A 25795-nucleotide genomic window follows, 5' to 3' on the forward strand; every position below is an offset into this window, starting at 1 on the left:
GTAGTTTCCCTGACATTTTCTCTCGACAGAATCAGCTTAATTAGTCCCTATCACTGCTTCGGACACATCCCAGGTGTGATTCAGGCACTTAAGAGAGGAGCGTAGCAAGAATGGGACAAAAGCCACAGATTTTTACTCGTCGTCTTAGTCGTCGTCAAGCGATGTATCTGATGGGTGGCTTTGCCGGAGGGATGACCCTTCATGCTTGCGCCCAGTCTACACCAACGACCTCAGAAACGTCTTCTGAAGCAACAGACACTGCCAGCGCACCAGCAGAACCCGTTGCGGCTTCTACGGGCAGCACGCTCTGGATTGGCTACTCGCCCCTATATGTAGCCTTGGAAAAAGGCTTTTTTGAAGAAGGTGGCTTAGATCTTACCTACAACGTGTTTAGTGCCAGCGCAGAAGCAGATGCGGCGTTTGCCTCAAACCAAATTCAGGGGCAAAACAACGTCACCTCCGAAGCAGTAGCATTAGCGGCAAAAGGACAGGACTATCGCATTATTCAGATTGCAGACTCTTCACTAGGGGGAGATGGAATTCTAGCCCGCAATAGCATTGCCGATATTGCTGCGTTTAAGGGGAAAGAAATTGCAGTTGAAATAGGTGCGGTTAGCCACTTTTTCTTGCTTCAAGTGTTAGAAGAAGCGGGTTTGACTGCTAATGATGTAACGATTTTGAATGTCACGCCAGATGCAGCAGCGGCAGCTTATCAGGCAGGTCAAATTGATATTGCCGTGACCTATTCTCCCTTCTTAAAGCAAGCCAATGATGCTCAGTCGGATGGACGAATTATCTATGACACCTCCAAGATGCCAGCCGCTATTTTGGATGTGTACATCTTTAGTCCTCAATTCTTGGAGGAAAATCCGACTGCGGGCGAGGCTTTTGTAAGCGGGATTTTCAAAGGCATCGAGTTTTTGAAAACCAATTCTGACGAAGCGTATGCGATTGTGGGCGATCGCCTAGAGCTAGCGCCAGAAGACGTTGGAACTGAGCTAAAAGGGGTTGACCTGACCAGTTTAGAAAAGAATATTGAAATGCTGAGCAACCCTGATAGCGACATCTACTTAGCAAAACACTTACAGTCTTTAGGTGAGTTTTTGGTCACACAAGAACAAATTCCGGAGGCTCCTGCGGATCTGGAGGCGCGGCTTGAGCCAAAATATGTACAAGCACTTCAGGCAAGTGCGTAACTATCGTGTCAACTAAACCTATTTGTGAAAACTGGTTTGTTACCGAAAAGATCAATGACTGGCTCTATCTGCTCAGCGAGCCTCACTATTACTGGTGGAATCGGGCAAATTTGTGGCTGATTAAAGGTCAGAAGCAGGACCTGCTAATTGATACGGGGCTTGGCGTTTCTAGCTTGCGTCAGCACATTGCTTCGCTGATCGACAAGCCGTTGTTGGCGATCGCCTCTCACATTCACTTTGATCACGCAGGTGGAATGCATGAGTTTGACCACCGGGCCATTCATGCAGCAGAGGCAAAAGCTCTGGAAACGGGAGATGACCACGAAGCGCTTTGTACTGCTGAGCAAGGCTGGGTGTTAGAAGAACACTTCGAGCAACTGCCCCATGCTGATTTCACCGTGACTCAATATACGCTTCATGCGGCTGAGCCAACTCAGGTTTTGAAAGAGGGGGATGTGCTGGATCTGGGCGATCGCGCCTTTGAGGTACTGCACCTACCAGGACATTCACCGGGTTGCATTGGATTGTACGACGCTAAGTCTCAAGATCTGTTTTCAGGTGATGTGGTTTATGACGGCGAATTGTTAGACCAACTCCACTGCAGCGACATTCCGACTTACATTCAGACCTATGAGCGACTGCAAAAACTTCCGGTTGACACTGTTTATCCAGGTCACTACAGCATTTTTGGGCGATCGCGCTATCAGCAAATCATGGCAGAGTATCTAGAGGCTAAACGTAAACCTGGCTGTCCTGCAGAGCAGCGTTTATAAGGGCGTTTCTTTAAACAGATGGAGGGGCACCCCCCTCCGCGAGGTGCCCTTCCATCTGTAGCCCTAATTTTTGGAATTGGTATAAAGGTAGAACGCACTTACTCTGCCTCTGGTCTATGATCCATAAAACTTTGCATAGATTGCTTGCGATCGCTGCACTCAGCTGTTTGTCTGAGCCGTTCACAGCGACCGTGCAGGCTCAAACTGCTGAGTCGGTTTGTGCAACAAGCAGTAGCTTTAACACGACACAGCAGGGAAATGTGATTGTGTTGGGGCGATCGCCTACCTCTCGGTATGTGGTGGTTGTGCCTGCACGCCGAGACAACACCCTGAATGTGGTGCGGCAGTGTGTGCCCGATGCATTTCTGGCAGATTCACGATTAGGGGACTATGTCCAGGCAGGGGCATTTCCCAATCGTTCTGGTGCAGAAAACCTATCGCGAGTACTGCGATCGCGAGGACTAGACGCACGAGTCGCTTACTTTTGATCTAGGCAGGGTCTACACATTCATGATCTGCGATTGAAATGCTCTGTGTTAGGGAATCAACAATTGATAAACTTGCTGTTTGCCCAGCGGAGTTGTGACGACAGCCTCAATGCTTCTGTTGGCAGGTAGAGGAACGGTTACATCAAAATTGCCCTGGCGATCGAGCACCAACGGTTCATTCTCAATTTGCACTAAATTTACCGGGTCAACCTGACCAGCAATGCGGGCAGTTCGGTTTGGTTCTGCGGTAAGCTGGCGCAAATCTAAACCTGGATCATCTCTCAAGGGCACCGAAGGCGAAGGCGGTTCACCTGGAATGACCAGACTTTGAAATCCTGCATTCACAGCGACCGACTGTCCTTGAGCAGAAGCAACGACCCCTCCCTCTAAGGTCACTACCCCTGTTTTACCGTCGGGCTGAACACTCACGCCAAAATCAGTTCCCCGAACGCCGCTCACGCCTGCAGGTGTTTGAATTTCTAACCTGGAGTCAGGATTAGTCAATCGCCGCACTTGTAAACGGGCTTGCCCACCTAAAACCTGAAGTTGCGTAATTCGACCGCCGCTGTTTGTCGCTTCCAGGCTTTGCACCCGCAAGGTCGTGTTTTCCGAAACGTTGACGAACCCAATCCCTGTATCTACCGCTAATACGGCATTTGCTCCCTGTCCCGTGCGGATTGTTTCACCTACGGCTTGTAACCTCGTGCCCACCCTGGCGTTGCGGGAATTTTGCCCCTGTTGATAAGTGACTGTCCCTGTCGCTTCGCGCACCTCTAGCCAGCGATCTACCCGAACCTGGAGAGACTGTGCGTCTACCTGTCTTGCTGCATCAGGGAAGCTTAGTGCTAGCAGCAAACCTAAGGGCAGCCAATATTTTTTCATTGATCGCATCAACCCTTGCATCCTTCCGCAGTCTACAATTAACCGGATCAAAAAAGCAGCCCAGTTAAGGGCTGCTAAGCTACTGTGTTAAGAAGATTGAATTAGGAGGAGGTAGTTACGCTAAGAGACTGCCTTACTTCATGCCGACGGTTTCTGTACCAACGCGATCGCCAGAAGGCTGAATTGATTCGCCTTCAATAAAGGAACGCAGCATCCAAGCCATTTGCTCGTGTCCTTCCATCAATCCGGTGAGGAAGTCAGCGGTTCCTTCATCATGGAACTCTTCAGAACACTGATCGATGTGTCCACGCAGGTTGCGAATGATTTGCTCGTGGTTTTCCATCAGGCGAGCTACCATTTCCGTAGCTGTAGGCAGGTCACCTACATGCTCATTAATCGAAGTGTATTCCAAGAATTCTCTTGCCGTACCGATGGGGTAGCCACCCAAAGCGCGGGCACGTTCGGCGACCGCATCAATGGTCTCAGTCAATGTTTCATAGTGCTCTTCTAACAACTGATGCAGAGAGCGAAACTGAGGACCAACAACATCCCAATGATATTTCTTTGTTTTGATTAGCAGCAGGTAAGCATCTGCCAAATCCCGGTTGAGCAGGGTAATTACGCCCTGGCGCTGTTCGTCAGTGAGACCTATGTTTAACTTACGCATTGCTTTAGGTATTTTCAAATCGACTCCATTTACTAGCTCACCAAACTACTCCAAGAGAGGCATCAACCAAATGAGGGATTGTAGTAGGCTGAATGGCATAGACAAGTAGCTTTAGACAGGCAGGAGCGATTGCCAAAAACCTGGCGGAGCAAGCATTTCAGGAAACAGCTTCAATCCCACGCTTTGCTTTATATTGCTCCAAAAGCTGCTACACATTCTGCTATACGGTGAAGTTTGTGAAATCGTTTGCAGTAATGGTACTGGCTCTTACTCCTTGAATAACTGCAAGCAGATCATTGCCTTTATTGATTAAGGTATTGCTCCCTCTTTGGCTGATCTTCAAGTCGCTAAATTCTAAATCACTCAGCAGAGCAATTTTGTCTGTTCCGTCTTTGTAATCTGTGATCAAATCTCGCCCTCTGCCAATTTCTAAGACAAAAACTTCGCTGCCTCTGCCGCCGACGTAGGTGTCACTGCCGCTGCCACCCAGCAAAACATCATCCCCTGTACCACCTTCCAGGCGATCGTTGCCCGCACCACCCAAAAGCAAGTCATCGCCACCCAGACCGAGCAAGGTGTCGTTGCCGTTGAGCCCAGCCAGAAGGTTGTCTCGACGGTTGCCTCGGATGCGATTGTTGCCGTTGTTGCCGTTGACGGCATTGTCAATGTCGTCAATCAAGTCGTCAAATACGTCACCAATGTCGCCGCTCAAGTCATCAAACAGATTACCTAAGTCATCCAGATCAATGTCGTTGATGTTATCGATCAGGTCGTCGAGATCAACTAAATCGATCAAATCGCCAACGCCACCAAAAACGTCGTCAATGCCAATGCCGAATGCCATGTCAATACACCTGTGTATAGGGGGTGATCTTTCCTCTACTTTATGGCGATCGCTCCCCCTTCTACTTCACCCCCTCGGCTAGCCTCACAGGGTAATCTTGTTACAGTTTCTTACGGCATCCAGACAGCCGTTTAATTGTTGAATAGCATCACACAAATGCTATTCTTGATAAGCACAAATTCTGGTTGAAAGTGCTTTAAATTGCGGGTGTAGTTCAGTGGTAGAACGCAAGCTTCCCAAGCTTGATGTCGTGGGTTCGAGTCCCATCACCCGCTTCTTCTGAATCCATTTTCCTGGCTGTTTATAGCGATTCTTGCTGATGTCAAGCTCTCCAGCCCGATAGTTCAGGCAAGGGAGAACCTTGAGGACGCTAATTCCTTCAGACTGAGTTTGCGGGTTGGAGGCAGTTGAAAATTGGTATTCCTCTTCAGACACACGCATCTGGTACTGGAGTCCCGCATAATAACCAATAGGACACTCCAAGATCAGATTTCATGGTTGGTTCCAGGTCATCCACATCCAAAAGCAGATTGGTCAGGTGGTGGGAAGCGCTCACTCCACTCTCGCGGCTATTGGCGATCGCCTTGGCCGCACCTTTGACTGTGCTGAATGCCTGGGCGTTTTCTGAAATTTTTGGCTATTTTCGCTCTCTGTTCATCGTCTTGCTGACAGCAGCTCTGTCTGCCTTTTTGCTGAACTACCCAGTTCGCTGGTTAGAAAAGGGCAGAATCAAGCGAGGGCAGGCAGCGATTCTGGTTTTTTTGGTGGCGATTCTAATTGTGTTGGCATTAGGCGTGACGTTGGTGCCGCTTGCCTTTACGCAAGCCCAACAGCTAGTCGCACGATTACCCGAATGGATTGACTCTGGGCGACGGCAACTCGTCATGCTAGACGAGCGCATCAGTGTATTAGGCTTGCCGATCAGCCTGGATGGATTAGCGGCCCAGCTTAATGCTCGACTAACCGGGGAATTGCAGGGTGTTGCTGGACAAACCCTGAATCTGGCGCTAAACCTGACTGTGTTCACCGTAGTCAGGCTGCTAGACATTCTACTGACAGTAGTTTTGACATTTTACCTGCTGCAAAACAGCCATGCCATCTGGAGCAGTTTGATTGGCTGGTTGCCCGCCCGCCTTCAGCAGCCCTTCTCTCGAACGTTAAGGCTCAGCTTTCAAAACTATTTCTTTGGGCAAATCATCTCAGCTACCTGCATGGGGTTGGGACTCACCTCAGCATTTTTGCTGCTCAAGGTTCCTTTTGGGTTGCTGTTTGGCTTGACGATTGGGCTGATGGCACTGGTGCCATTCGGCGGCACCGTTGGGATTGTGCTAGTAACACTACTCGTCGCGTTGCAAAATATTGGACTGGCATTTCAACTTTTGGCAGCTGCGCTGATTGTGCAGCAAATTGTTGAGAACTTTATTGCCCCTAGAGTATTAGGCACTGTTACAGGCTTAAATCCGTTCTGGGTCTTCATTGCCATTCTTGCTGGAGCCAGGATTGGAGGATTGCTGGGCGTTGTCGTCGCCGTTCCTATTGCAGTGTTGCTCAAAGAATTCCTGATTGCAGTTCGCACTGTGACTCATCGAGACGATCATACCCATCCGGTAGCAGAACATCCTTTACCTGAAATTGACCCTTCTAGAGAAGAGACAAACGGAGATACAAGGCAACTTCAAATCCCAGAAGTTAGCCAGCAAGAGTCAGAAATTTCTGGGTGAAAAGCTTAGTTTTAGAGCATGTTTGAGGAGTCTGGTGTAACCCAGGGCTTTGTCGAAGCGTGACATTCGGGCAGAAATTTTTGGTCTGTTCCGGGGTTGACCTGCCGAATGCTACGCCCTTAGAGGAAACATTCGCTTTTGATTTGCAATGCTTCTGAGAGCTGAAAGTATTGCAAATCAACCATCCCCCATCGATATCTCCATTTGACGATAAAGTGAGGAGGAATGAATCTTGCCACCAGTGCTGCTGTGGTTTCAACTGCTTAGCTGATGAGGTGTTTATGTCAGAGTCAAAGCCGAGGGATGTGCAGGTTTTGCCGATCGCTCTGGATACGACGATTTTGCGATCGCGCAGTTGGAATCGACTCCGGTTCGAGATTGAGTATGCTTTGGAGCGAGGCACGACCGCTAACTCTTTTTTGATTGCGGCAGACCAGATTGCGATTGTTGACCCACCCGGTGAATCATTTACTGAAATCTATTTGGCTGCGCTACAGCGTCACGTTGACCCCAAGCAGATAAACTACGTCATTTTGGGGCACGTCAACCCTAACCGAGCGGCAACGCTGAAGGTGCTTTTAGAACTGGCACCTCAGATTACTTTTGTTTGCTCAAATCCAGGGGCGATCGCCCTCCGTTCTGCATTGCCAGACGTGCCGCTTACCATTAGCATCATGCGCGGAACGCCTGACGAAGTCCTTGATTTGGGCAAAGGACACCAGTTGAGCTTCATTCCTACCCCCAGTCCGCGCTATCCCGACAGCCTTTGCACCTACGACAGCAAGACCCAAATTTTATATACAGATAAGTTCTTTGGAGCGCATGTCTGTGGCGATCAGGTGTTTGACGAAGGCTGGTCTGTATTGAGCGAAGACCGTCGCTATTACTATGACTGTCTGATGGCTCCCAATGCTCGTCAGGTCACCACAGCACTGGAAAAAATTGCTCCCTTCACGGTCAAATTTTACGCGCCGGGTCATGGTCCGCTGGTGCGTTATGGATTTACCGAGTTGACGCACGCTTACCAAAACTGGAGCCAGCAGCAAAAGGCTCAAGATCTATCTGTCGCCTTGCTGTATGCCTCTGCCTATGGCAACACCGCAACCATTGCTCAGGCGATCGCCCGTGGCGTCACCAAAGCCGGAGTCGCCATCGAATCAATTAACTGTGAAGCGGCTGAATCGACCGAAATTCAGACTGCCCTGGAAAAGTGCAATGGTTTTGCGATCGGCTCTCCAACTTTGGGCGGACATGCTCCAACCCAAATCCAAACCGCTCTGGGTCTGATTCTCTCCACCGTGCCGCAAGACAAATTGGCGGGCGTATTCGGCTCCTTTGGCTGGAGCGGGGAAGCGATCGATTTGCTCGAAGGGAAGCTAAAGGATGCTGGTTTTCGGTTTGGCTTTGACCCCATTCGTGTTAAGTTCACACCCACCGACGTAACCCTAAAATACTGCGAAGAAGCTGGTACAGACTTCGCCCAAGCTCTCAAAAAAGCGAAAAAAGTACGAGAGCCACGCCAACCCGCCACCACTTTAGAACAAGCCGTTGGACGCATCGTGGGTTCGCTTTGCATCGTCACCACTAAACAAGGCGATGTTGCCAGTGCCATGCTAGCTTCCTGGGTTTCTCAAGCTACGTTTAACCCACCCGGACTTACGATTGCGGTTGCAAAAGAGCGGGCGATCGAGTCCTTGCTGTATCCTGGCACTTCCTTTGTTCTCAACATCTTGGCAGAAGGGAAACACCTGGGCTTAATGAAACACTTCCTTAAACCCTTTGCCCCAGCAGAAGATCGCTTCGTCGATGTAGATACAGATACAGCACCAAATGGCTCACCAATTCTCAATCAGGCTTCTGCCTATTTAGAATGCTCCGTGAGTGGACGCATGGAATGTGGTGATCATTGGGTCGTTTACGCCACGGTCGATCGCGGTAAAGTGCTAGACCCCGAAGCCAAAACCGCTATCCATCATCGCAAAACAGGCACTCACTATTAAGGTAGGTGATCGGTAAAAGCAAGGTCTTCCCTACTACTTCCCACCTACTATTCGTTCCTCATTTCTCCCTTATGTCTCTCGACCTCCTCTTTAACGTTGCCAACCTTTTTGTCCTGCCCTTTTGGGCGCTGATGATCCTATTGCCCAACTGGGGCGTGACTCGCAAAGTCATGCAGTCTTTTCTGCCATTTGTGGTGCTGGCCAGCTTATACGTTTACTTGTTTGCAGGCAGCATTACTCCTGAAACTGCTCAAGATTTCTCTAACCCTCAACTGGCTGACATTGCTCGCCTATTTTCGAGTGAACAGGTTGCTGCAACAGGTTGGGTTCATTTTCTAGTGATGGATTTATTTGTAGGTCGCTGGATTTACGGGGAAGGTCAGCGGACAGGCGTTTGGACGGTTCACTCTCTCATTCTTTGCCTGTTTGCAGGTCCTCTAGGTCTGCTCTCTCACATCCTCACTCACTGGATTAGTCAATTTTTCTCTTCCAAAGTCACTACAGCTGACGAAACCAGTCCCGACCCAGCAACTTAACATAGCTTTGCAAAACGGCCTTTTAGAAAAAAATGGCAAGCCGAAATAGGTGATAAGAGGCGCATTCCTTGGGGGTTTGCCTCTCATGAACCACTCACTTCACAACTAACTTAGGACTGCGATATTAATCAATCCAAAACTTTGAAACCTTGCCGATTGAATCGGTTGTGTTAGACTACTAGCCGAGTATGAATTCGGTTGCAGTGTTGGCTTTCAGTATGACAGGCTACTCTCCGGATCAAGTTCTCTCTACACCCTTTTTCTCAAGTTCTGGAGATATTCCATGTCAATTTATGTAGGTAACCTTTCCTACGATGTTACTCAGGATGATCTGAGTACTGTTTTTGCGGAGTATGGTACCGTTCAACGAGTACACCTACCTACCGATCGAGAAACAGGCCGTCCTCGTGGCTTTGGATTCGTCGAAATGTCTGCTGAGGCAGAAGAAGATGCAGCGATCGAGGCGCTAGACGGCGCTGAATGGATGGGGCGCAGCCTTCGCGTCAACAAAGCCAAACCCCGCGAAGAAGGAAGTAACGATAGACGCTCTGGTGGCGGCGGCGGCGGTTGGGGCAATAAGAGCGGTAATTATTCTCGCAACTTCTAAGCACACGTTTAAGTTAGGGCAGAAAAGAGGGAGGGTTTAGCCTTCCTTTTTTTTGTCTTTTCCAGGACGGCAATTTTCTGCGAAGTAATATGGTCTAATGCTAACTGCGTGAGGTTTACAGCGGTTTCTGTTTAGCCAAGCGATAGTTCTTCGTTCATTTCCAAAAGGTTAGAGACTTGCATGTCAACAAAGAACTTGATTTTCACTGTCCTGTTGGTTTTTGTGCCGATTTCAATCGTGGCTCACTATTTGGAATGGGGGGCAGTTGCAGTGTTTGTGACTGCAAGCATTGCCATTCTGCCACTGGCAGCTTGGATGGGTGCGGCAACCGAGGAAATCGCTGTGGTTGCAGGTTCTACACTGGGAGGACTGTTGAATGCGACTTTTGGAAATGCGACAGAACTGATTATCGCTTTAGTTGCATTGCGAGCCGGACTGGTGAACGTGGTCAAAGCGAGTATCACCGGATCGATCATTGGCAACCTGCTATTGGTGATGGGTCTTGCGATGCTGTTGGGTGGGTTGCGGTTTAAGGAGCAGAGCTTTCAGCCTGTGGTAGCTAGGGTGAATGCGTCGTCCATGAATTTGGCGGTGATTGCGATGTTGCTGCCTACGGCAGTAAATTTCACCTCCAGCGGGATTGATGAAGTAACGCAGCAACGTTTGTCTGTTGCAGTGGCGATCGTGTTGATTTTGGTTTACGGGTTGACCCTGCTGTTTTCGATGAAAACTCACAGCTATCTATGTGATGTCGGAGAAGCTGAATTTGAGGCAGGCGAGGCAGGTGAGGCAGGACACGCAGAAAAGCCAAATTTGTGGCTTTGGGTGGTGGTATTGCTCGTTGCTACAGTATTTGTGGCGATCGAATCTGAGTTTTTAGTCGGTTCGCTTGAAGAAGCTACCTCTGGCTTAGGGCTAACGGAACTGTTTACGGGGGTGATTGTGCTACCTATTATTGGCAATGCGGCTGAACATGCGACAGCCGTAACGGTGGCAATCAAAAACAAAATGGATTTGTCTGTTTCGGTTGCAGTCGGGTCCAGCCTGCAAATCGCTCTATTTGTTGCACCTGTGCTGGTGCTGGCAGGTTGGGCAATGGGACAACCGATGGATCTAGATTTCAATCCATTTGAGTTAGTTGCAGTCGCGGTCGCGGTACTCATTGCCAACTCGATTAGCTCGGATGGGCGATCGAACTGGTTGGAAGGAACTTTGCTCTTAGCTGCCTACGCGATCCTGGGGCTTGCATTCTTCTTCCATCCCATTATTGAAGGCATTGGCTAAACCACTCGATTTTGCCGAATGCACTCGGCGTACCAGTTGAAGCTGGATTTAGGAATCCGAGCCTGGGTTTTGTAATCTACGTAGGTAATTCCAAAGCGGCGGCTGTAGCCCCATGCCCACTCAAAGTTGTCCATCAGGCTCCAGACAAAATAGCCTCGGATGGGATAGTTTTCGCTAGCGGCTCGGTGAACGGCTTTGAGATATTCGCGCAGGTAGAGGATGCGATCGCAATCCAGCACCTCTCCCTGGCGAGTCAACTCATCTTCAGCCGCACAGCCGTTTTCTGTAATTAGCACGGGCAGATCTGCCCGACACAACGTTTCGCTGACATGGCGAATGCCCCAGTACAGCGCATCCGGCACAACATGCAGCCAGGGCATGTGCAGTCGAGGATAGCTTTTAGGAAAGCTGAGCAGTTCGTACCCTTGCGGATTGTCCGCCGCTCGGACGTAAGTTCCGGTGTAAATGTTTAACCCGATAGCATCGAGCGGTTGGTGAATAGTTGCCAAGTCGCCATCCTGAATATCGGGAGCCTGATCCCCAAGCTGCTCTAGCATGGCGGGACTGTAGGCACCCGTCAGCGCCGGAAAAGTGATTCCACCGTTTTGACCGCAGGTGGGAAAGGCTTTTTGAGCAGCAGCCACGTTAGCAGGCGATTCGTCAACGGGCACCGTTACAGCAGGATTATCCACTAACACCACCGAGCAGGCAACTGGAGAAGCTGCCCGAATTGCCTGACAGCCTAACCCGTGTGCCAGCAGTGCGTGATGAGACGTTTGCCAAACTTCCTTCCAAGTTTTGACAACGGTTCCAGGAGCGTGGGGCGGTTGCTTGGTGCCGTAGCCCATGTGGGTAAAGCAGGGAATTTCGTTAATTGTCATCCAGTGAGTGATGCGATCGCCCAGTCGCGTTACCACTGCCGTCACATAATCAGCGTAATCTCGCGCCATCTCTCGACTGCGCCAAGAGCCATACCGCTCCTCCAATGCTTGAGGACTATCCCAATGAAACAGCGTGGCGTGTGGGGTAATCCCGTGATCCCGCAGGCAGTCTACTAGCCGTCTGTAGAAGTCCACCCCCGCTTCGTTCACCGCTCCCCGCCCATCAGGGATGATTCGTGGCCAGGCAATGCTAAAGCGATAGTGCTTGATCCCCAAGTCTGCCATTAGCTTCACATCCTCTGGGTAGCGATGGTAATGGTCACAGGCGATCGCCCCCGTCTGCCGATCTATCACTCGGCCCCATTTCGCACTGAACGTATCCCAAACACCAGGTTTGCGCCCATCTTCTTTGACCGCTCCCTCAATCTGATAAGAGGCAGTTGCAGATCCCCAAAGGAAGGAGTCAGGAAATTGATAGCTGGGCATGAGGAGCTTGGGGGTTAGGGATTAGGGATTGGGAGTTAGGAAAGACTGAATCCTGGCTCATGTTAGTTCGCCACCTCTAATTTTGCCAGATGTCACTCCTGCATCTGTCGCTATTTCTAATTCCTAACTCCAACCCCGAGTCCCCAATCCCCAACCCCTATTTATCAAACCGTCGCATCAAATAAGCTACGCCAAAATCGCCGTTAGGATGATTTTCCAGTAATTCTGCTAGTTCAAATACTTTTTCAGCCAAATCTTCGCCCAATTTTTCGACAGTGGCACGGCGTTCGCGGGCAGCGTATTCTCGTTCTTTTACCCGTGCCTGCCATTCGCTAGAAAAAAGCTGCTCGATTGAGGTGTGTAGCCCCAATTTCTCTAGAACATCCCACTCGCCGCGATCGCACCAGATGCCATGACAGTTGGGACAGCGCTCTACATAAAACGGAGTTTTTAGCCCAACTCTAGCCCGCGCCAAATAACAGTTGCATTCTGGGCAAAGAGCAGCTTTTGTATCGAACGGAGACTGCACGTAATCGACATCCAACGTTTTAGGCATTGGGTAGGAATTTGAACGGGGCTGGCGATTTTGCCAAGACTGATATTCCTCAGCCGGAATCCAGGTTCCCTTGCAGTCAGGGCAACACTGCACTGGCAGTTCGCTGGACAAGCGACTCTCGGTTAGGGTTACTTTCTTATCTTTAGGGCACTGCACAGCGACTTCTCCAATCAAATTCTTTTCACAAAATCATGACATTTTTAGCACTACTCGGACCCCAACAGAGCATCGCAATAGCGGATCAGGGTAACAATGCGATCGCTCATTTGAGCTTGTCTTTGCTGGGCTGTAGTGGGCTGACGGGCTGCCTGCAAGAACATCACATCCATCCCTAACAGCCGCATCTGCTTATTAATCTCTGTCTGATAAGACTGCACCTGCGACACCACCGCCGGATCAATTTGATCCAAATCTGTCCCCATGATTCGCAATTGAAACATTTGCTGCACCTCCAAAAAATCGGCATGAAGCGAAGCAAGGTCAGGGTTCGACCGAGTTACCGTGAGCTTTAGCTGCCGCAGCGCATTTTGAAACTGTTGATAGTGTTGATAAGACAAGCCCGACAACATAAAACACCTCTAAGGTCTAATTTGAATTAGAACTTCTGAATCAGGCTCAGACGTAAAGAAGTTTGTATATATTAGTAGAACAGGGACTTCAAAGTTTTGCATTTTAAGGTGAACTGTAAAATCAAGCAGCAGTTTCACGAGACTCCAGCATAGTTCTGGTAGAACTTCTCTATCATCGTGACCTGGCTAGACGCCAAGGTTTTTCTCTAGAAGAAACTTTTTAACTTTACTAGCTGCCTTCTCCAGCAGCACACCAGATTTGAAGCGGACTAAAACCTGCTTCATCGGTTTGTATACTAAATCACATTAAATACCGTAGAATCAGCAAACATCTACTCCAGAGCCCTCCAAGCTCTTAAAGCGTGACAGCATGAACGTGACGGCTACTACCCCCTTCCCTATCAGCTTGAATTTGCCCAGCTGGCTACAAGAATGCCTGCGGACGCGAAGTGACGGTGCCAGTTCCAGTAGTGGTGATTCAAGTGACTCCCCGGTTGATGCGGGGTTAATTTGTCGGGCATTTGAATTTGGTTACAGTCTTCACGAAGGTCAATATCGTGCCTCTGGTGAACCTTACATTTGCCACCCGATCGCCGTTGCAGGGCTGTTGCGAGATTTAGGCGGCAGTCCTGTCATGATTGCGGCGGGCTTTTTGCACGACGTGGTAGAGGATACAGAGGTAACCCCCGAAGAAATTGAGCAGCGATTTGGAGTTGAAGTGCGGCGTTTGGTAGACGGCGTGACCAAGCTCTCAAAATTCAACTTTTCCAGTAAGAAAGAGCGTCAGGCAGAAAATTTTCGCCGGATGTTTCTGGCAATGGCACAAGACATTCGTGTCATTGTCGTTAAGCTGGCAGACCGCTTGCACAATATGCGGACGCTCGAACACCTACCGGACGACAAACGCCGCCGTATTGCTTTAGAGACGCGAGAAATTTTTGCCCCTCTCGCAAACCGATTGGGGATCGGTCGGTTTAAGTGGGAACTTGAGGATCTGGCGTTTAAATATTTGGAGCCCGAAGCTTATCGCGAGATGCAGCAGTTTGTCAGCGACAAGCGAGCTGATCGAGAAGCGCGGTTAGAACGAGTTGCAGCCCTGTTGCGCGATCGCCTTGAGGAACTGGGGGTTCACTGTCATGACATCAGCGGTCGCCCCAAGCATCTCTATGGCATCTACCAAAAGATGCAGCGGCAGCAGAAAGAGTTCCACGACATTTATGATGTTGCTGCAATCCGGATGATCGTCGAAAACAATGATGAATGTTATCGCGCCTTAGCCGTTGTCCATGATGCATTTCGCCCCATTCCTGGTCGGTTTAAGGACTACATCGGCTTGCCGAAACCAAACCGCTATCAATCGCTGCACACGGTAGTCATCGGTAACACAGGCAGACCCGTTGAGGTGCAGATTCGTACGTTGGAAATGCACCACGTTGCAGAATACGGGATTGCAGCTCACTGGAAATACAAAGAGACGGGCGGCAGCAGTTCTAGAATGACTGCTGAAGATGAAAAATTTACCTGGCTACGACAACTGCTGGACTGGCAGAGTGACCTTAAAGATGCCCAGGAATACCTGGAAAGCGTTAAGGACAATCTATTTGACGATGATGTTTATGTGTTTACGCCCCACGGAGACGTGGTGCCGCTGAGTCGGGGTGCGACGTCTGTGGACTTTGCCTATCGCATTCACACTGAGATTGGCAATCATTGCGCTGGGGCACGAGTCAACGGTCGAATTGTCACCCTGGACACTCCATTGAAAAATGGCGACATCGTCGAAATCATTACCCAGAAAAATTCTCGTCCTAGTCTAGATTGGCTCAATTTTGCGGTGACGACGGGGGCACGAAACCGAATTCGTCAGTGGTACAAGCGATCGCACCGTGACGAAAACATCCTGCGCGGACGGGAGATGTTAGAGAAAGAGCTAGGTAAAAAGGGCTTTGAGGCCTTACTCAAATCTGATCCGATGCAAAGTGCGGCAGAGCGATGTAACTACCAGTCTGTAGAAGACCTGCTGGCTGCTCTAGGCTACGGGGAAATGACGCTCAATCTGGTGGTAAACCGGATCAGAGAAGCCATTAAAGCCCAGCAACCGATCGCGCCTGCGATTGAAGTAGATGATGGCAAGATGGTCTTATTGCCCAGCAGTACAACCGCTGCCCCTCGTCCAGTCACACGTCCGTCTGACTCCCCCATTACTGGCGTAGAAGGGTTGCTTTACCACCTGGCCCGCTGCTGCAACCCAGTACCAGGTGAGTCTATTATCGGTGTTGTCACCCTCAGCAGTCGCGGCATCTCAATTCATCGGCAGGGCTGCCAAAATACGGAGAGCATTCCGGGCGATCGCCTGATTCCCGTTAGCTGGAATTCAACCGTTACAAATGGCAGTCGCGTCCACACCTACCTGGTGCAAATTCAGATTGAAGTGATTGATCGAGTGGGTGTGCTTAAAGATATTCTGTCTCGCCTCACCGATCACGACATTAATGTTCGCAGTGCTCAAGTTAAAACCATTCCTGGGCAGACCGCCATTATCGATTTGGGAATTGACATTCGCGATCATCAGCAGCTCGATCGCACCTTCACTCAAATTCGCAAAATGAGCGATGTCATCAACCTGCGCCGCATCAGTGAGGTTGATGATTAGAAACCGCCGTTAGGTTTCAAGATTTTGTAGAGACGAAGCGCTCCGCTAGCACTCTCTGTTCGCTAGCAGAAGCAATTGAACTAATTCCCTTCGCTTTGGCAGGGGGTTGTGCCTGCTACTGCTGTTTGTTTGTCCCCAAAAATTTCACCAAGGGTGATAAGCAATACTTTTCAGCGGTCGCGGACTGGAAACTTAGCAGTCCAAAGGAAAAATGGTATTATTCTTCAATTATTCTTCATCAACACATGAAGAAATATGTACAACTTCGGAGTGATGTAATATACACGTATTTTTGTTACAAGTGACGAATTAGCGAGAAGACCCGTTATGAACCGTAACAATTTTCTAGAAAAGCATATGTGAGTAGATGCTGAGAGTTTTTCTCAGCCAAGTAGGGTCGCCCTTTTGTTTGCACAAAGAGGCTGTTTTGAAACCAGCTTGTCATTGAGATTTTGTATCTTTTAGTCTCAAATCCTGGCTTCAGATTGATTTAGTTCAAACCGTTTAACCCAATTAGCTTCGAGTTTGGTCTTTTAGCGCAAGTAGCCGCATTTGGTGTCTGGAAATGCAAGTTTTTCCAGACAGCTTGTACTGCCAAATTTAAGCCCTTCTTGAAGAGGTGTAAGGATCTATGGCTGCTGTGAAAGGCTCATCATCACAACGGTTAGCGTGGCTAGAAGGAATTCGGATTTTTGCCGCAGTGATGCTTCTGGTTTATCACGCTCAGCTTCTGTTTACAGACTATGCATTTACCCCAAAACCATTGGGCTTAGCTGCGAATCTTCGCTTGATTGAGGTAGCAAGCGATCGCTTGGGGCACAACTTGCTAACTTATATTCTTAGCTTTCCAGCCTGGTTTGGGTTTCAGTTTGTTGATGTCTTCATTTTAATCAGCGGATTTAGTTTGGTGTTGTCCTTAAAAGGGAAACCCTTAGAAGTCGGCAGTTTTTTGCAGCATCGGCTTTTACGGATTCTCTGGCCCCTTTGGACAGTTGCTTGGTTGTCTTACCCCTTCCTATGGGCAATTGGAATCGCAACAAACAGCTACAGACCCGACTTGTGGTACGTTTTCGCGGGTGCTAGCTTTCCGCTGCTGTTTGAGTACTCCGGCGAACTGCTGCTAAAGAGCAGTGGACCCTGGTGGTTTGTGCCTCTCATTCTCAGTTTTGCCCTGATTTTCCCTTTCCTGTGGCATCTGCTCCGGCGGTGGGGATCTCGCAATTTGCTGATTGTCAGCCTTGCTTTAACGATTGGCTATCGGGCACTAGCAGTTTACAAATTTGACGGACATCCCACTTATGTTGTTCTAGATACAGCCACAGATTGGCTGCCATTTCTACCGTTTATTGCTAAGCTCAGCACCTTTGTTCTAGGCATGGTGGTGGCACGGGCTTACCGCGCGGGGCAAGGGCCACTGTTTTGGCCGACACGATGGGTGCTGGGATTTGGCATCCTGTTTTACGTAATGGGTTTCATCTGCCAGTTTTCGCGCCTGGGCTGGGTATTTGCTGATTTGCTGCTGCCGATTGGTCTAACCCTTTGCTGCATGGTGGCATTTCAGGCTTTAGCACAAATTCGCCTCGCTAAATCAACGATGCTTTGGCTGGGGGCACACAGCTACAGCTACTTTCTGATCCACGATTTTGTGCTGGATCGAACCATCAATCTGGTGGTTGAAGATAGCCGCGTGTTGTACTGGCTGCTGCTGCCAGCCATGATTGTCGCAACGCTACTTTTGGCTATGGTGGCAGACCATGCGACTCCGCTGCTTCAGCGAGTGGTCATGGGGATACTGCGTGACCTTGACTATGTGCTGACGATCGCCCCCAAGATTCAAATTCGGTCCTGGTTGCCTCAGGTTGGCGATCGCGTCCGATATCGGAACGAAGCAGGCTGGACCGTGATAAAAATAGAGCGACTGCTAGACGACAAGGAGGTTTTTCTCTGTCAGATTACTGATGGTCAAAGAATTTTGTGGCTAAACGAGGATGACCTGGAACCGGACACCCACTCCTCCTTGAACGACTCCTCAATCAGTCGCAATGGCTCCAAATACAACTCACTCTCTTAGTTACTCCTCACACTATTATTTTTTTGTCGCATTCTATGTCCCTGAACCGACTTTACTAGGCACCTTCTTCCCTCACCTTTTCTTTTCACCTCCTCTAGCCATCAAACACCTGTCGATTCAAGATTTATCTAAAAAACCTCCGGAGGGTAACTAAGTGACGAAGTGGACAATCGAGCTACACAAGCTGATTTATACCCACGTTGTGTTGATTGGTGTCCCCACCATCTTTTACTACTGTTTGCGAGTAGGAGGATGGGATTTGATGAACTTGCACATGGCGATCGCCACCTTCTATATGGCTAGTGCATTGATCATCATTGCAGAAACCACCAACGCCCTATTTCGCCGCTTTGCCACAGACCAGTACAACGTCAAGTCAGGATTGGGGCAATTTCACCAACGCACCAAATCACTGTTAGGGATGGGTGGCTCCAGACTCCCCGAGCCAAAGCGGCCCACGCCGCGTTGCTCGTTTTTGATTGCGGCCTATCTGCCTAACGAGCAGTCGATCATCCTAGATACACTCAGGCACATCTTGCTCAACGTACAGCGTCCTGAAGGTGGGTTAGAAGTGATTCTCACCTACAACACGCCGATAGACCTGCCTGTGGAAGATGACCTGCACAGTCTTGCTCAGTCTTATCCGGAGTTACGTTTGTTGCGAGTTGAGGGCAGTCGCTCCAAAGCCGAAAACCTCAATGCTGCATTAGATATTGTTACGGGTGAAGTTGCGTGTGTGTTGGATGCAGACCATCATCCTGCTCCAGATTGCTTCTTTCGGGCCTGGCGTTGGATTGAGCGGGGCTACGACGTAATTCAAGGACGCAACATTATTCGTAACCATAGTCAAAACCTGCTGACCGAAAACGTCGCGATAGAATTTGAGACGCTTTATGGGATTAGCCATCCTGCCAAATCTTTCTTGACAGACTCCAGCATTTTTGGTGGCTCAAACGGCTACTGGCGTACCTCGGTGTTAAAGCAGATCCGCTTTAACCCAATGATGCTGACTGAAGACATCGATGCTTCACTGCGAACCTTGCTAAACGGCTATCGCATTTTGCATGACCGCAGCATCATCACCACGGAGCTTGCGCCTGTTGATGGACAATCTTTTTGGTTTCAGCGCAAACGCTGGGCACAGGGATGGTTAGAAGTTAGCCTCAAATATCAGCGCCGAGTCTGGCGATCGCCTAAACTAAGTCTGTGGCAAAAGGTTTACTGGACTTATTTACTCTATTTTTGTGAGCTTTATTCCATAACTGCCATCCAAATTATTCCGATTGTCCTAAGTCTGTTCCTTTATCAGGGCTCATTTGAATCTTCTGACAATCAGTATCTATTTTTGAGTACAGTTGTGGCGGTGTTTAGCGGGATTTATCAAACTTTAGCAACAGCAAAGATCGCTTTTGTGCGCTACCCAGTGACCTATTACATCAAGCACATGCTGTTGTTTTTCCCGTATATCACCTTCAAAAATATGATTGCGATTGTGGGGCTATACGATCACCTACACGGCAACAACAATTGGCTAATTACTCCCAGAGGCAAGCAGCATAGTCGCAAACCCACACCCCAACCAGAGCCAGTTTTGGCTTCGAGTTCGAGTTCGAGTTCCTGACTTTTATGAGCCTAATTATTTGTCCGGGAATTCATCCACCAGAGCTAACTGCGAGCTTTTTGGCAGGTCTAGAAGATGTCACTCGGACACCTCTGAGAGAATTAACGAACTACTTCATTTTTCCATCCGATCGCTATCCCCCCTACTCCGCATTTCACATTCTAGAAACGCTCTACGCGTGGATAGGGAAACCTTGCAAGAATTCAGAACAGCCTGATCAAAATCTATCCACGAATCTATTACCGAGTTCCTCTCATGCTTCTTTAGTTTTTCTCAGTTTTAGTGCTGGAGTCGTCGGGGCAATTGGGGCAGCCCGAACCTGGCAGCGATCAGGTGGACAGGTGAAAGCATTTATTGCAGTGGATGGTTGGGGTGTACCTCTGAGGGGTGAATTTCCGCTATACCGCCTGAGCCACGATTTCTTTACGCACTGGAGTTCAGCGCCTTTGGGTGCGGCAGCAGAAAGTTTTTATGCTGACCCACCCGTACCGCATCTAGAACTATGGCGATCGCCCCAAACCGTTTGGGGGTATCAGCTTAAAGGGGAGGAGCAATCGCCATCTCTGTTTCCTAACAGCCCCCGCCGAGCCCCTATCACTGCTGCCGCATTTTTGATCGACCTGCTAACTCGTCAAATTGATTCCAGACTGACGGGCTGATTTTTAAGTCAAAAAACACTGACAAACTGCATCACTCCGTTCAAGCCTTGCTTAAACGTCAAAACCCGAGCCTGCAAGAGGTTTTAGCACTCTGAGCGACATTGAGCGAGATAACTCTACAACTCTCGACAGGAGCTAGTATCAGAACTAGACTGGATCATTAACGATTTAGTGCATCATTAGATACAGATCTAAGCTATGCGTGAGGTTTTCCCTGTGCGTTCCCAAATTGCTGCACCTGCTCAAACTACGTCTGCGTCCACAATTCCCTTTCCCAAACCGACAGCAGTTCGCGCAACTGGCGCATTTGCTTTAATTGATAGCCTGAAGCGTCATGGGGTAAAGCACATTTTTGGCTACCCCGGCGGCGCAATTTTACCGATTTATGACGAGCTTTATCGAGCAGAGGCAGCTGGCGGCATTCAGCACATCCTGGTCAGACACGAGCAGGGAGCCTCCCATGCGGCGGACGGCTACGCACGGGCAACTGGACAAGTTGGCGTTTGCTTTGGCACTTCTGGTCCTGGTGCGACCAACCTGGTTACAGGCATTGCGACAGCACAGATGGACTCGATTCCAATGGTGATTGTGACTGGGCAGGTTCCCAGTACTGCGATTGGCAGTGATGCTTTCCAGGAGACAGATATCTACGGCATTACGCTGCCCATCGTCAAGCACTCCTATGTGGTGCGCGATCCCCAGGATATGGCGCGGATTGTGGCAGAAGCGTTTTACATTGCCCGTTCGGGTCGTCCAGGACCAGTTTTGATCGATGTGCCAAAGGACATTGGGCTGCAAGAATTTGACTACACCCCTGTGGAACCCGGAAGTGTTAAGCTACCCGGCTATCGTCCTACGGTGAAGGGGAATCCGCGTCAGCTGAGTCAGGCGTTGAAGCTGCTTCGGCAGGCAAAGCAGCCGCTACTGTATGTGGGCGGTGGAGCGATCGCAGCTGAGGCCCATGCTGAGATTCACACCCTGGCAGAACGCTTTCAGTTGCCCGTTACTACAACTCTGATGGGCAAAGGTATCTTTGACGAAAACCATCCTCTCTCCGTTGGCATGTTGGGGATGCACGGCACAGCCTACGCCAACTTTGCGGTGAGTGAGTGTGACTTGCTGATTGCGGTTGGGGCGCGGTTTGATGATCGCGTCACGGGCAAGCTTGATGAATTTGCTTCTCATGCCAAAGTCATTCACATTGACATTGATCCCGCTGAAGTGGGCAAAAATCGCACTCCTGATGTGCCGATTGTGGGAGATGTGCGACAGGTACTAACCGATCTGCTGCGCCGTGACCTGGAAGACGGCATTCCGGCTGATCCCAGCCTGACGCAAGCATGGCTCGGTCGGATAAACCGCTGGCGAGAGGACTATCCGCTAGTGGTGCCCAGCTACCCAGACAGTATTGCCCCTCAGGAAGTTATTGTCGAACTCAACCGTCAAGCTCCTGATGCTTACTACACCACTGATGTGGGGCAGCATCAAATGTGGGCCGCGCAGTTTCTCAAAAATGGACCGCGTCGCTGGATCTCTAGTGCAGGTCTGGGCACGATGGGCTTTGGAATGCCCGCTGCAATGGGTGTAAAGGTGGCACTACCTGATGAGCAGGTGATCTGCGTGAGCGGCGACTCCAGCTTCCAAATGAACTTACAAGAGCTTGCAACGCTTTCTCAGTATGGGATCAACGTCAAGACCGTGATTCTTAACAACGGCTGGCAGGGGATGGTGCGCCAGTGGCAGCAAGCATTCTACGGAGAACGGTACTCTTCTTCCAACATGGAAATTGGGATGCCAGATTTCGTCATCCTGGCTCAAGCATTTGGGATCAAGGGCATGATTGTGACTGAGCGGGATCAGTTGGAGGGGGCGATCGCCGAAATGCTGGCTCACGACGGTCCTGTGCTGATGGATATCCGCGTCAAAAAAGATGAAAACTGCTACCCTATGGTTGCCCCTGGCAAGAGCAATGCCCAAATGATCGGTCTACCAGAGCGTCCTAAGTCAAAGCAGCAGCCTGACGTGATCCCATGTAGCAGCTGTGGCACCGAGAACTCGGCGACTCATAACTTCTGCCCCAAGTGCGGCACCAAAATTTAGGAACTACTGGATTCAGCGCGAAACTAAATCATCAAATCGGGGTATCTCTTAGAGGTACCCCTTCTAATTTTGTGGGCAAGATTTTGCTGAAATCAGCGATTATCGTGTAATTATTTAGTTTGTCGGGTCTGCATTAGATTCGCACTAGGCATCATCTACCTCGCTAAACGACCCAAAGCAATCAAAGAAGTTCTCAGAAAGCAGGCAGCCTATTCTTTGTGCAAGGGCAAGCTGCTGCTCCAGCATTTCTCCTGGTCGCAAAACCTCAGAGTTTTTCCGAAAGGCTAGAGTTTAATCGGAAATTTTGGGAAATTTAGTAGTTTACTTGTTACATTACCTGGATACTTGAGTATTGTTAATTCGAGCAGCCCTGTTGAGAACCTGTTGCGAATTGATTAGTTTGTGGATCTATTAGCGAATCAATTAGTAAGGTTAAAAGTCCCATTAAGCGAGATTGTGAAAGCATAATTCTCATTTGCGCTAGCGCTCTAAATCGCTTTTATTGTTAAAGACATCTGTTGTCAACACATTTGCTGTGGACATCAATGTTTAGAAAGGCGGCTAGCATCATCGTCATTAGTTGAGGAGTAAAGTCATGACTGCTGCACTTAGATCCAATGTTTCTAGCCGACGTTTTCCACCCAGACAACCCGGCAGTTACGCGGGGGGATCTAAAGTTGCTCAATTCCAACCCTCTATTGAGCGGCGATCTGGGCAGTCTCAACTTCAGCCCATTGGTTCACAGGCGGCGGTTCGCCAAACGGTGCAGCTACCCACTCAAGCAGCTAATCCTCTGTGGCTCCGAGCTTTAACTTTTGCCCAGCGAACTTCTACAGTTGTTACGTTTTCCCTGGTTGCATCCGCGCTAGCGGTCTATGGCTGGACAGTCTACTCACAACAGCTTTGGGGCAAGGAATATGATCGACTTGACGCTCTACAGCGCCAAGAGCGTCAGTTGACCGCAGCAACCGAGGTGCTAAAGGATCGGATGGCTCAAGAGGCAGAAGATCCGGCATCTGGGCTATCTATACCCGATCCGACCCACGCGATCTTTTTACAGCCTGCACCTCTCACCGAGCCTGCACCTGTACAGGCGGCACCTGCGCCACAACCGATTCAGACGGCACCTTTAGGATATTGATCGAGATGGCTATCTCTTTTCCTCCCTTTCGCAACTTCCGTAGCCGCAAGGCCGCTGAGAAGGAAGGACAGCGCCTACGAGGTGGGCAATCCGCTAGCGCTTTGACTCAGCCTTCGCTGAAGCGATCGCCCCAACGTGGATTGGAGGACGGTTCAGGTCGGGAAATTGGGGAGCGATCGCCCATCAGTCCCTCTAACCGATCGCGCTTGCTAGCAGTCTGGGGAGTTCTAATGATCGGTGGGGCTGGGCTTGCGCTCAACCTGGTGAGGCTACAAATCGTTCAAGCTCCCATGTTGCGCCAGCGAGCAGAGAACCAGCAGACTGTTGCGCTGCGTCCATTTGTGCCCCGTCGCCCAATTATCGATCGCCAGGGTAATGTAGTAGCGATCGACGAACCTGCTCACACGCTATACGCTCACCCATTTCTGTTTCAGCAGTCGCGGCAGGAGATGGCCACTCAACTTGCCCCAATCCTAAATCGCCCAGAGCAAGAGCTTTTTCAACTGTTCTCTTCAAGTGACAGTGGTATCCGAGTTGAGTATGACCTGCCTGAGGAGACAGCCAACCGCATCGCTAACCTGGGCTTGGATGGACTGGAACTAGAGCGACATCAACAGCGGTTTTACCCGCAGCAGGATCTGTTTGCTACGGTAGTTGGCTATGTCAACACAGAGCGGCAGGGTCAGGCAGGACTGGAATACAGCCAGCAAAGTATTTTAGAGCGATCGATAGAGCCTGTTCAGGTTAGCCGTGCTGGAGATGGCGCAATTATTCCCGATGAGCTGTCGGGCAGCTTTTTGCACCAGGACGACCTTCAGCTGCAAATTACGCTAGATGGTCGGTTGCAGCGCGCCACCCGTCTGGCGCTAGAACAGCAGATGAAGCAGTTTGGTGCCAAGCGGGGAGCCGTGATGGTGATGGACGTGCAAACTGGCGAAATTCTGTCTATGGTGACTGAGCCATCTTACGATCCCAACCAATATTACCAATTTGACCTGGACCTATTTCGTACTTGGGTTTTGACCGATTCCTACGAACCGGGGTCGACGTTTAAACCAATTAATGTGGCGATCGCTTTGGAGTCGGGAGCCGTCAGCCCCAATGACGTGTTCTATGACGAAGGCCGGATTGAAGTCGATGGCTGGCCAATTCAGAACTCTGACTACAATGAACGCGGAGGCGGACGGGGATCGCTCAGCGTTCAAGAAATCATCCAATATTCCAGCAACGTTGGCATGGTTCACATCATGGAAAGCCTTGATCCAGCAGACTATTACGGCTGGCTGGAGAAAATTGGTCTGGGGCAACCTACGGGCATCGACCTACCCTTTGAAAGCCAGGGACAGATCAAGAGCCTGGAGCAATTTGTAGGTTCTCCAGTAGAACCAGCCACAACCGCATTTGGGCATGGCTTCTCGGTCACGGCGATGCAATTGCTGCAACTGCATGGTGCTCTAGCCAATCAGGGTGAAATGGTCGTTCCCCATGTGGTGCGAGGACTATATAACGCCGAAGGACAGGCATACTGGCGACCCAAGTTGCCCGCTCCCCGCAGGCTATTCTCCCCCCAAACAGCCCAGTCGGTTTTGGGCATGATGGAGGTAGCCGTTCAAGAAGGTACAGGTGAGTCAGCCCAAATTTTGGGATACCGAATTGCAGGCAAAACTGGAACCGCCCAAAAACCCAGCCCGGATGGAGGCTACTATGAATCAGCTCGCATTACCAGCTTTGTTAGCATTCTCCCTGCCGAATCACCACGCTACGTGGTACTAGTCGTGATTGACGAGCCGCAAGGGGAAGATGCCTACGGTTCTACCGTTGCTGCCCCGATCGCCAGAGGAGTGATGGAGGCCCTGATTGCGATCGAGGGCATTCCACCAAGCCAGCCTCAAGTGGTAGAGGAACCAACAGAGTATTAGTCACTATAGCGACGAACACTATTCTCATCCTTCCACCGGTGTGATTTGCACGAGCGAAAGCGCCAGCGGACTGGTTCCCATCACAATGCCGATTTGCAAGAATTGCCGAAAAATTTACAGATGGAAAGGCCCCACACGACG

21 protein-coding genes and 1 tRNA gene are annotated in these 25795 nt (G+C 49.9%); 16 read left to right on the forward strand and 6 right to left on the reverse strand.

Annotated elements, in window-relative coordinates; all coding sequences use genetic code 11:
- Nucleotides 1-110 precede the first annotated feature (110 nt).
- The 3 genes from H6G00_RS05260 (at nucleotide 111) to H6G00_RS05270 (ending at nucleotide 2457) form a co-directional block, all read left to right on the forward strand.
- Nucleotides 111-1196 (forward strand): ABC transporter substrate-binding protein, encoded by a 1086-nt coding sequence (locus H6G00_RS05260; protein ID WP_190795924.1) that lies wholly within the window; start codon nucleotides 111-113, stop codon nucleotides 1194-1196.
- A gap of 5 nt (nucleotides 1197-1201) precedes the next feature.
- Nucleotides 1202-1969: an MBL fold metallo-hydrolase gene (locus tag H6G00_RS05265; protein WP_190795925.1), complete on the forward strand. Its 768-nt coding sequence runs from the start codon at nucleotides 1202-1204 to the stop codon at nucleotides 1967-1969.
- Between the two features lie 116 nt (nucleotides 1970-2085).
- Nucleotides 2086-2457, forward strand: a complete 372-nt coding sequence (locus tag H6G00_RS05270; RefSeq protein ID WP_190795926.1) for an SPOR domain-containing protein — start codon at nucleotides 2086-2088, stop codon at nucleotides 2455-2457.
- A 48-nt stretch (nucleotides 2458-2505) separates the two neighbouring features.
- On the opposite strand, the gene H6G00_RS05275 is transcribed toward H6G00_RS05270, so the two are convergent.
- The 3 genes from H6G00_RS05275 to H6G00_RS05285 form a co-directional block, all read right to left on the reverse strand.
- Nucleotides 2506-3339 carry a FecR family protein gene (locus H6G00_RS05275; protein ID WP_190795927.1) on the reverse strand — a complete coding sequence of 278 codons (834 nt, stop codon included), beginning with the start codon at nucleotides 3337-3339 and terminating at the stop codon, nucleotides 2506-2508.
- Between the two features lie 133 nt (nucleotides 3340-3472).
- Entirely contained in the window at nucleotides 3473-4006 is a 534-nt protein-coding gene (locus H6G00_RS05280) for a Dps family protein (protein WP_190643437.1), read from the reverse strand.
- A gap of 220 nt (nucleotides 4007-4226) precedes the next feature.
- Complete coding sequence (locus tag H6G00_RS05285) at nucleotides 4227-4850, reverse strand: hypothetical protein (RefSeq protein WP_190795928.1); 624 nt, start codon at nucleotides 4848-4850, stop codon at nucleotides 4227-4229.
- Between the two features lie 203 nt (nucleotides 4851-5053).
- On the opposite strand from H6G00_RS05285, the gene H6G00_RS05290 reads away from it, so the two are divergent.
- The 6 genes from H6G00_RS05290 (at nucleotide 5054) to cax (ending at nucleotide 10998) form a co-directional block, all read left to right on the forward strand.
- Nucleotides 5054-5125: transfer RNA gene (locus tag H6G00_RS05290), tRNA-Gly, on the forward strand.
- Between the two features lie 219 nt (nucleotides 5126-5344).
- Nucleotides 5345-6571: an AI-2E family transporter gene (locus tag H6G00_RS05295; protein WP_190795929.1), complete on the forward strand. Its 1227-nt coding sequence runs from the start codon at nucleotides 5345-5347 to the stop codon at nucleotides 6569-6571.
- A gap of 281 nt (nucleotides 6572-6852) precedes the next feature.
- Complete coding sequence (locus H6G00_RS05300) at nucleotides 6853-8571, forward strand: diflavin flavoprotein (protein ID WP_190795930.1); 1719 nt, start codon at nucleotides 6853-6855, stop codon at nucleotides 8569-8571.
- Between the two features lie 71 nt (nucleotides 8572-8642).
- Nucleotides 8643-9107 (forward strand): ABA4-like family protein, encoded by a 465-nt coding sequence (locus H6G00_RS05305; protein ID WP_190643441.1) that lies wholly within the window; start codon nucleotides 8643-8645, stop codon nucleotides 9105-9107.
- Nucleotides 9108-9390: 283 nt separating this feature from the next.
- Entirely contained in the window at nucleotides 9391-9714 is a 324-nt protein-coding gene (locus tag H6G00_RS05310; RefSeq protein ID WP_190643442.1) for an RNA-binding protein, read from the forward strand.
- Between the two features lie 180 nt (nucleotides 9715-9894).
- A complete protein-coding gene (cax, locus tag H6G00_RS05315) occupies nucleotides 9895-10998 on the forward strand; it encodes a calcium/proton exchanger (RefSeq protein WP_190643443.1) in 1104 nt (367 codons plus the stop codon).
- Here the strand turns inward: cax and H6G00_RS05320 are convergent.
- The 3 genes from H6G00_RS05320 to patD form a co-directional block, all read right to left on the reverse strand.
- Nucleotides 10995-12365 (reverse strand): GH1 family beta-glucosidase, encoded by a 1371-nt coding sequence (locus tag H6G00_RS05320; protein ID WP_190795931.1) that lies wholly within the window; start codon nucleotides 12363-12365, stop codon nucleotides 10995-10997. The genes cax and H6G00_RS05320 overlap by 4 nt on opposite strands.
- Nucleotides 12366-12522: 157 nt before the next feature.
- The gene (locus H6G00_RS05325) at nucleotides 12523-13077 is read right to left on the reverse strand and encodes a zf-TFIIB domain-containing protein (RefSeq protein ID WP_190643445.1); all 555 of its coding nucleotides are present in this window, start codon (nucleotides 13075-13077) and stop codon (nucleotides 12523-12525) included.
- 50 nt (nucleotides 13078-13127) lie between these two features.
- Nucleotides 13128-13490 carry a heterocyst frequency control protein PatD gene (gene patD, locus H6G00_RS05330; protein WP_190643446.1) on the reverse strand — a complete coding sequence of 121 codons (363 nt, stop codon included), beginning with the start codon at nucleotides 13488-13490 and terminating at the stop codon, nucleotides 13128-13130.
- A gap of 370 nt (nucleotides 13491-13860) precedes the next feature.
- Between patD and H6G00_RS05335 the strand changes: the two genes are divergently transcribed.
- The 7 genes from H6G00_RS05335 to H6G00_RS05365 all read left to right on the forward strand — a co-directional run bounded on the left by H6G00_RS05335 (nucleotide 13861) and on the right by H6G00_RS05365 (nucleotide 25654).
- Complete coding sequence (locus H6G00_RS05335) at nucleotides 13861-16143, forward strand: bifunctional (p)ppGpp synthetase/guanosine-3',5'-bis(diphosphate) 3'-pyrophosphohydrolase (protein ID WP_190795932.1); 2283 nt, start codon at nucleotides 13861-13863, stop codon at nucleotides 16141-16143.
- Between the two features lie 631 nt (nucleotides 16144-16774).
- Nucleotides 16775-18214 (forward strand): acyltransferase, encoded by a 1440-nt coding sequence (locus H6G00_RS05340; protein ID WP_190795933.1) that lies wholly within the window; start codon nucleotides 16775-16777, stop codon nucleotides 18212-18214.
- Between the two features lie 154 nt (nucleotides 18215-18368).
- Nucleotides 18369-19835, forward strand: coding sequence for a glycosyltransferase family 2 protein (locus tag H6G00_RS05345; protein WP_190795934.1), 1467 nt, complete (start codon nucleotides 18369-18371; stop codon nucleotides 19833-19835).
- Between the two features lie 5 nt (nucleotides 19836-19840).
- Nucleotides 19841-20494, forward strand: a complete 654-nt coding sequence (locus tag H6G00_RS05350) for a hypothetical protein (protein ID WP_190795935.1) — start codon at nucleotides 19841-19843, stop codon at nucleotides 20492-20494.
- A gap of 198 nt (nucleotides 20495-20692) precedes the next feature.
- Nucleotides 20693-22594, forward strand: a complete 1902-nt coding sequence (gene ilvB / locus H6G00_RS05355; RefSeq protein ID WP_190795936.1) for a biosynthetic-type acetolactate synthase large subunit — start codon at nucleotides 20693-20695, stop codon at nucleotides 22592-22594.
- 595 nt (nucleotides 22595-23189) lie between these two features.
- Complete coding sequence (locus H6G00_RS05360; protein WP_190690402.1) at nucleotides 23190-23735, forward strand: hypothetical protein; 546 nt, start codon at nucleotides 23190-23192, stop codon at nucleotides 23733-23735.
- Between the two features lie 5 nt (nucleotides 23736-23740).
- Nucleotides 23741-25654, forward strand: a complete 1914-nt coding sequence (locus H6G00_RS05365; RefSeq protein WP_190795937.1) for a penicillin-binding protein 2 — start codon at nucleotides 23741-23743, stop codon at nucleotides 25652-25654.
- Nucleotides 25655-25795: the final 141 nt, after the last annotated feature.

The sequence above is a fragment of the Leptolyngbya sp. FACHB-541 genome (genome assembly GCF_014695875.1).
Classification (GTDB): Bacteria; Cyanobacteriota; Cyanobacteriia; order Elainellales; family Elainellaceae; genus JAAUTN01.

Coding starts and splice junctions, on each gene's coding strand:
- H6G00_RS05260 (WP_190795924.1), top strand. CDS start 111: ATGGGACAAAAGCCACAGATTTTTACTCGTCGTCTTAGTCGTCGTCAA.
- H6G00_RS05270 (WP_190795926.1), top strand. CDS start 2,086: ATGATCCATAAAACTTTGCATAGATTGCTTGCGATCGCTGCACTCAGC.
- H6G00_RS05275 (WP_190795927.1), bottom strand. CDS start 3,339: ATGAAAAAATATTGGCTGCCCTTAGGTTTGCTGCTAGCACTAAGCTTC.
- H6G00_RS05280 (WP_190643437.1), bottom strand. CDS start 4,006: ATGCGTAAGTTAAACATAGGTCTCACTGACGAACAGCGCCAGGGCGTA.
- H6G00_RS05285 (WP_190795928.1), bottom strand. CDS start 4,850: ATGGCATTCGGCATTGGCATTGACGACGTTTTTGGTGGCGTTGGCGAT.
- H6G00_RS05295 (WP_190795929.1), top strand. CDS start 5,345: ATGGTTGGTTCCAGGTCATCCACATCCAAAAGCAGATTGGTCAGGTGG.
- H6G00_RS05300 (WP_190795930.1), top strand. CDS start 6,853: ATGTCAGAGTCAAAGCCGAGGGATGTGCAGGTTTTGCCGATCGCTCTG.
- H6G00_RS05305 (WP_190643441.1), top strand. CDS start 8,643: ATGTCTCTCGACCTCCTCTTTAACGTTGCCAACCTTTTTGTCCTGCCC.
- H6G00_RS05310 (WP_190643442.1), top strand. CDS start 9,391: ATGTCAATTTATGTAGGTAACCTTTCCTACGATGTTACTCAGGATGAT.
- cax (WP_190643443.1), top strand. CDS start 9,895: ATGTCAACAAAGAACTTGATTTTCACTGTCCTGTTGGTTTTTGTGCCG.
- H6G00_RS05320 (WP_190795931.1), bottom strand. CDS start 12,365: ATGCCCAGCTATCAATTTCCTGACTCCTTCCTTTGGGGATCTGCAACT.
- patD (WP_190643446.1), bottom strand. CDS start 13,490: ATGTTGTCGGGCTTGTCTTATCAACACTATCAACAGTTTCAAAATGCG.
- H6G00_RS05335 (WP_190795932.1), top strand. CDS start 13,861: ATGAACGTGACGGCTACTACCCCCTTCCCTATCAGCTTGAATTTGCCC.
- H6G00_RS05340 (WP_190795933.1), top strand. CDS start 16,775: ATGGCTGCTGTGAAAGGCTCATCATCACAACGGTTAGCGTGGCTAGAA.
- H6G00_RS05350 (WP_190795935.1), top strand. CDS start 19,841: ATGAGCCTAATTATTTGTCCGGGAATTCATCCACCAGAGCTAACTGCG.
- ilvB (WP_190795936.1), top strand. CDS start 20,693: ATGCGTGAGGTTTTCCCTGTGCGTTCCCAAATTGCTGCACCTGCTCAA.
- H6G00_RS05360 (WP_190690402.1), top strand. CDS start 23,190: ATGACTGCTGCACTTAGATCCAATGTTTCTAGCCGACGTTTTCCACCC.
- H6G00_RS05365 (WP_190795937.1), top strand. CDS start 23,741: ATGGCTATCTCTTTTCCTCCCTTTCGCAACTTCCGTAGCCGCAAGGCC.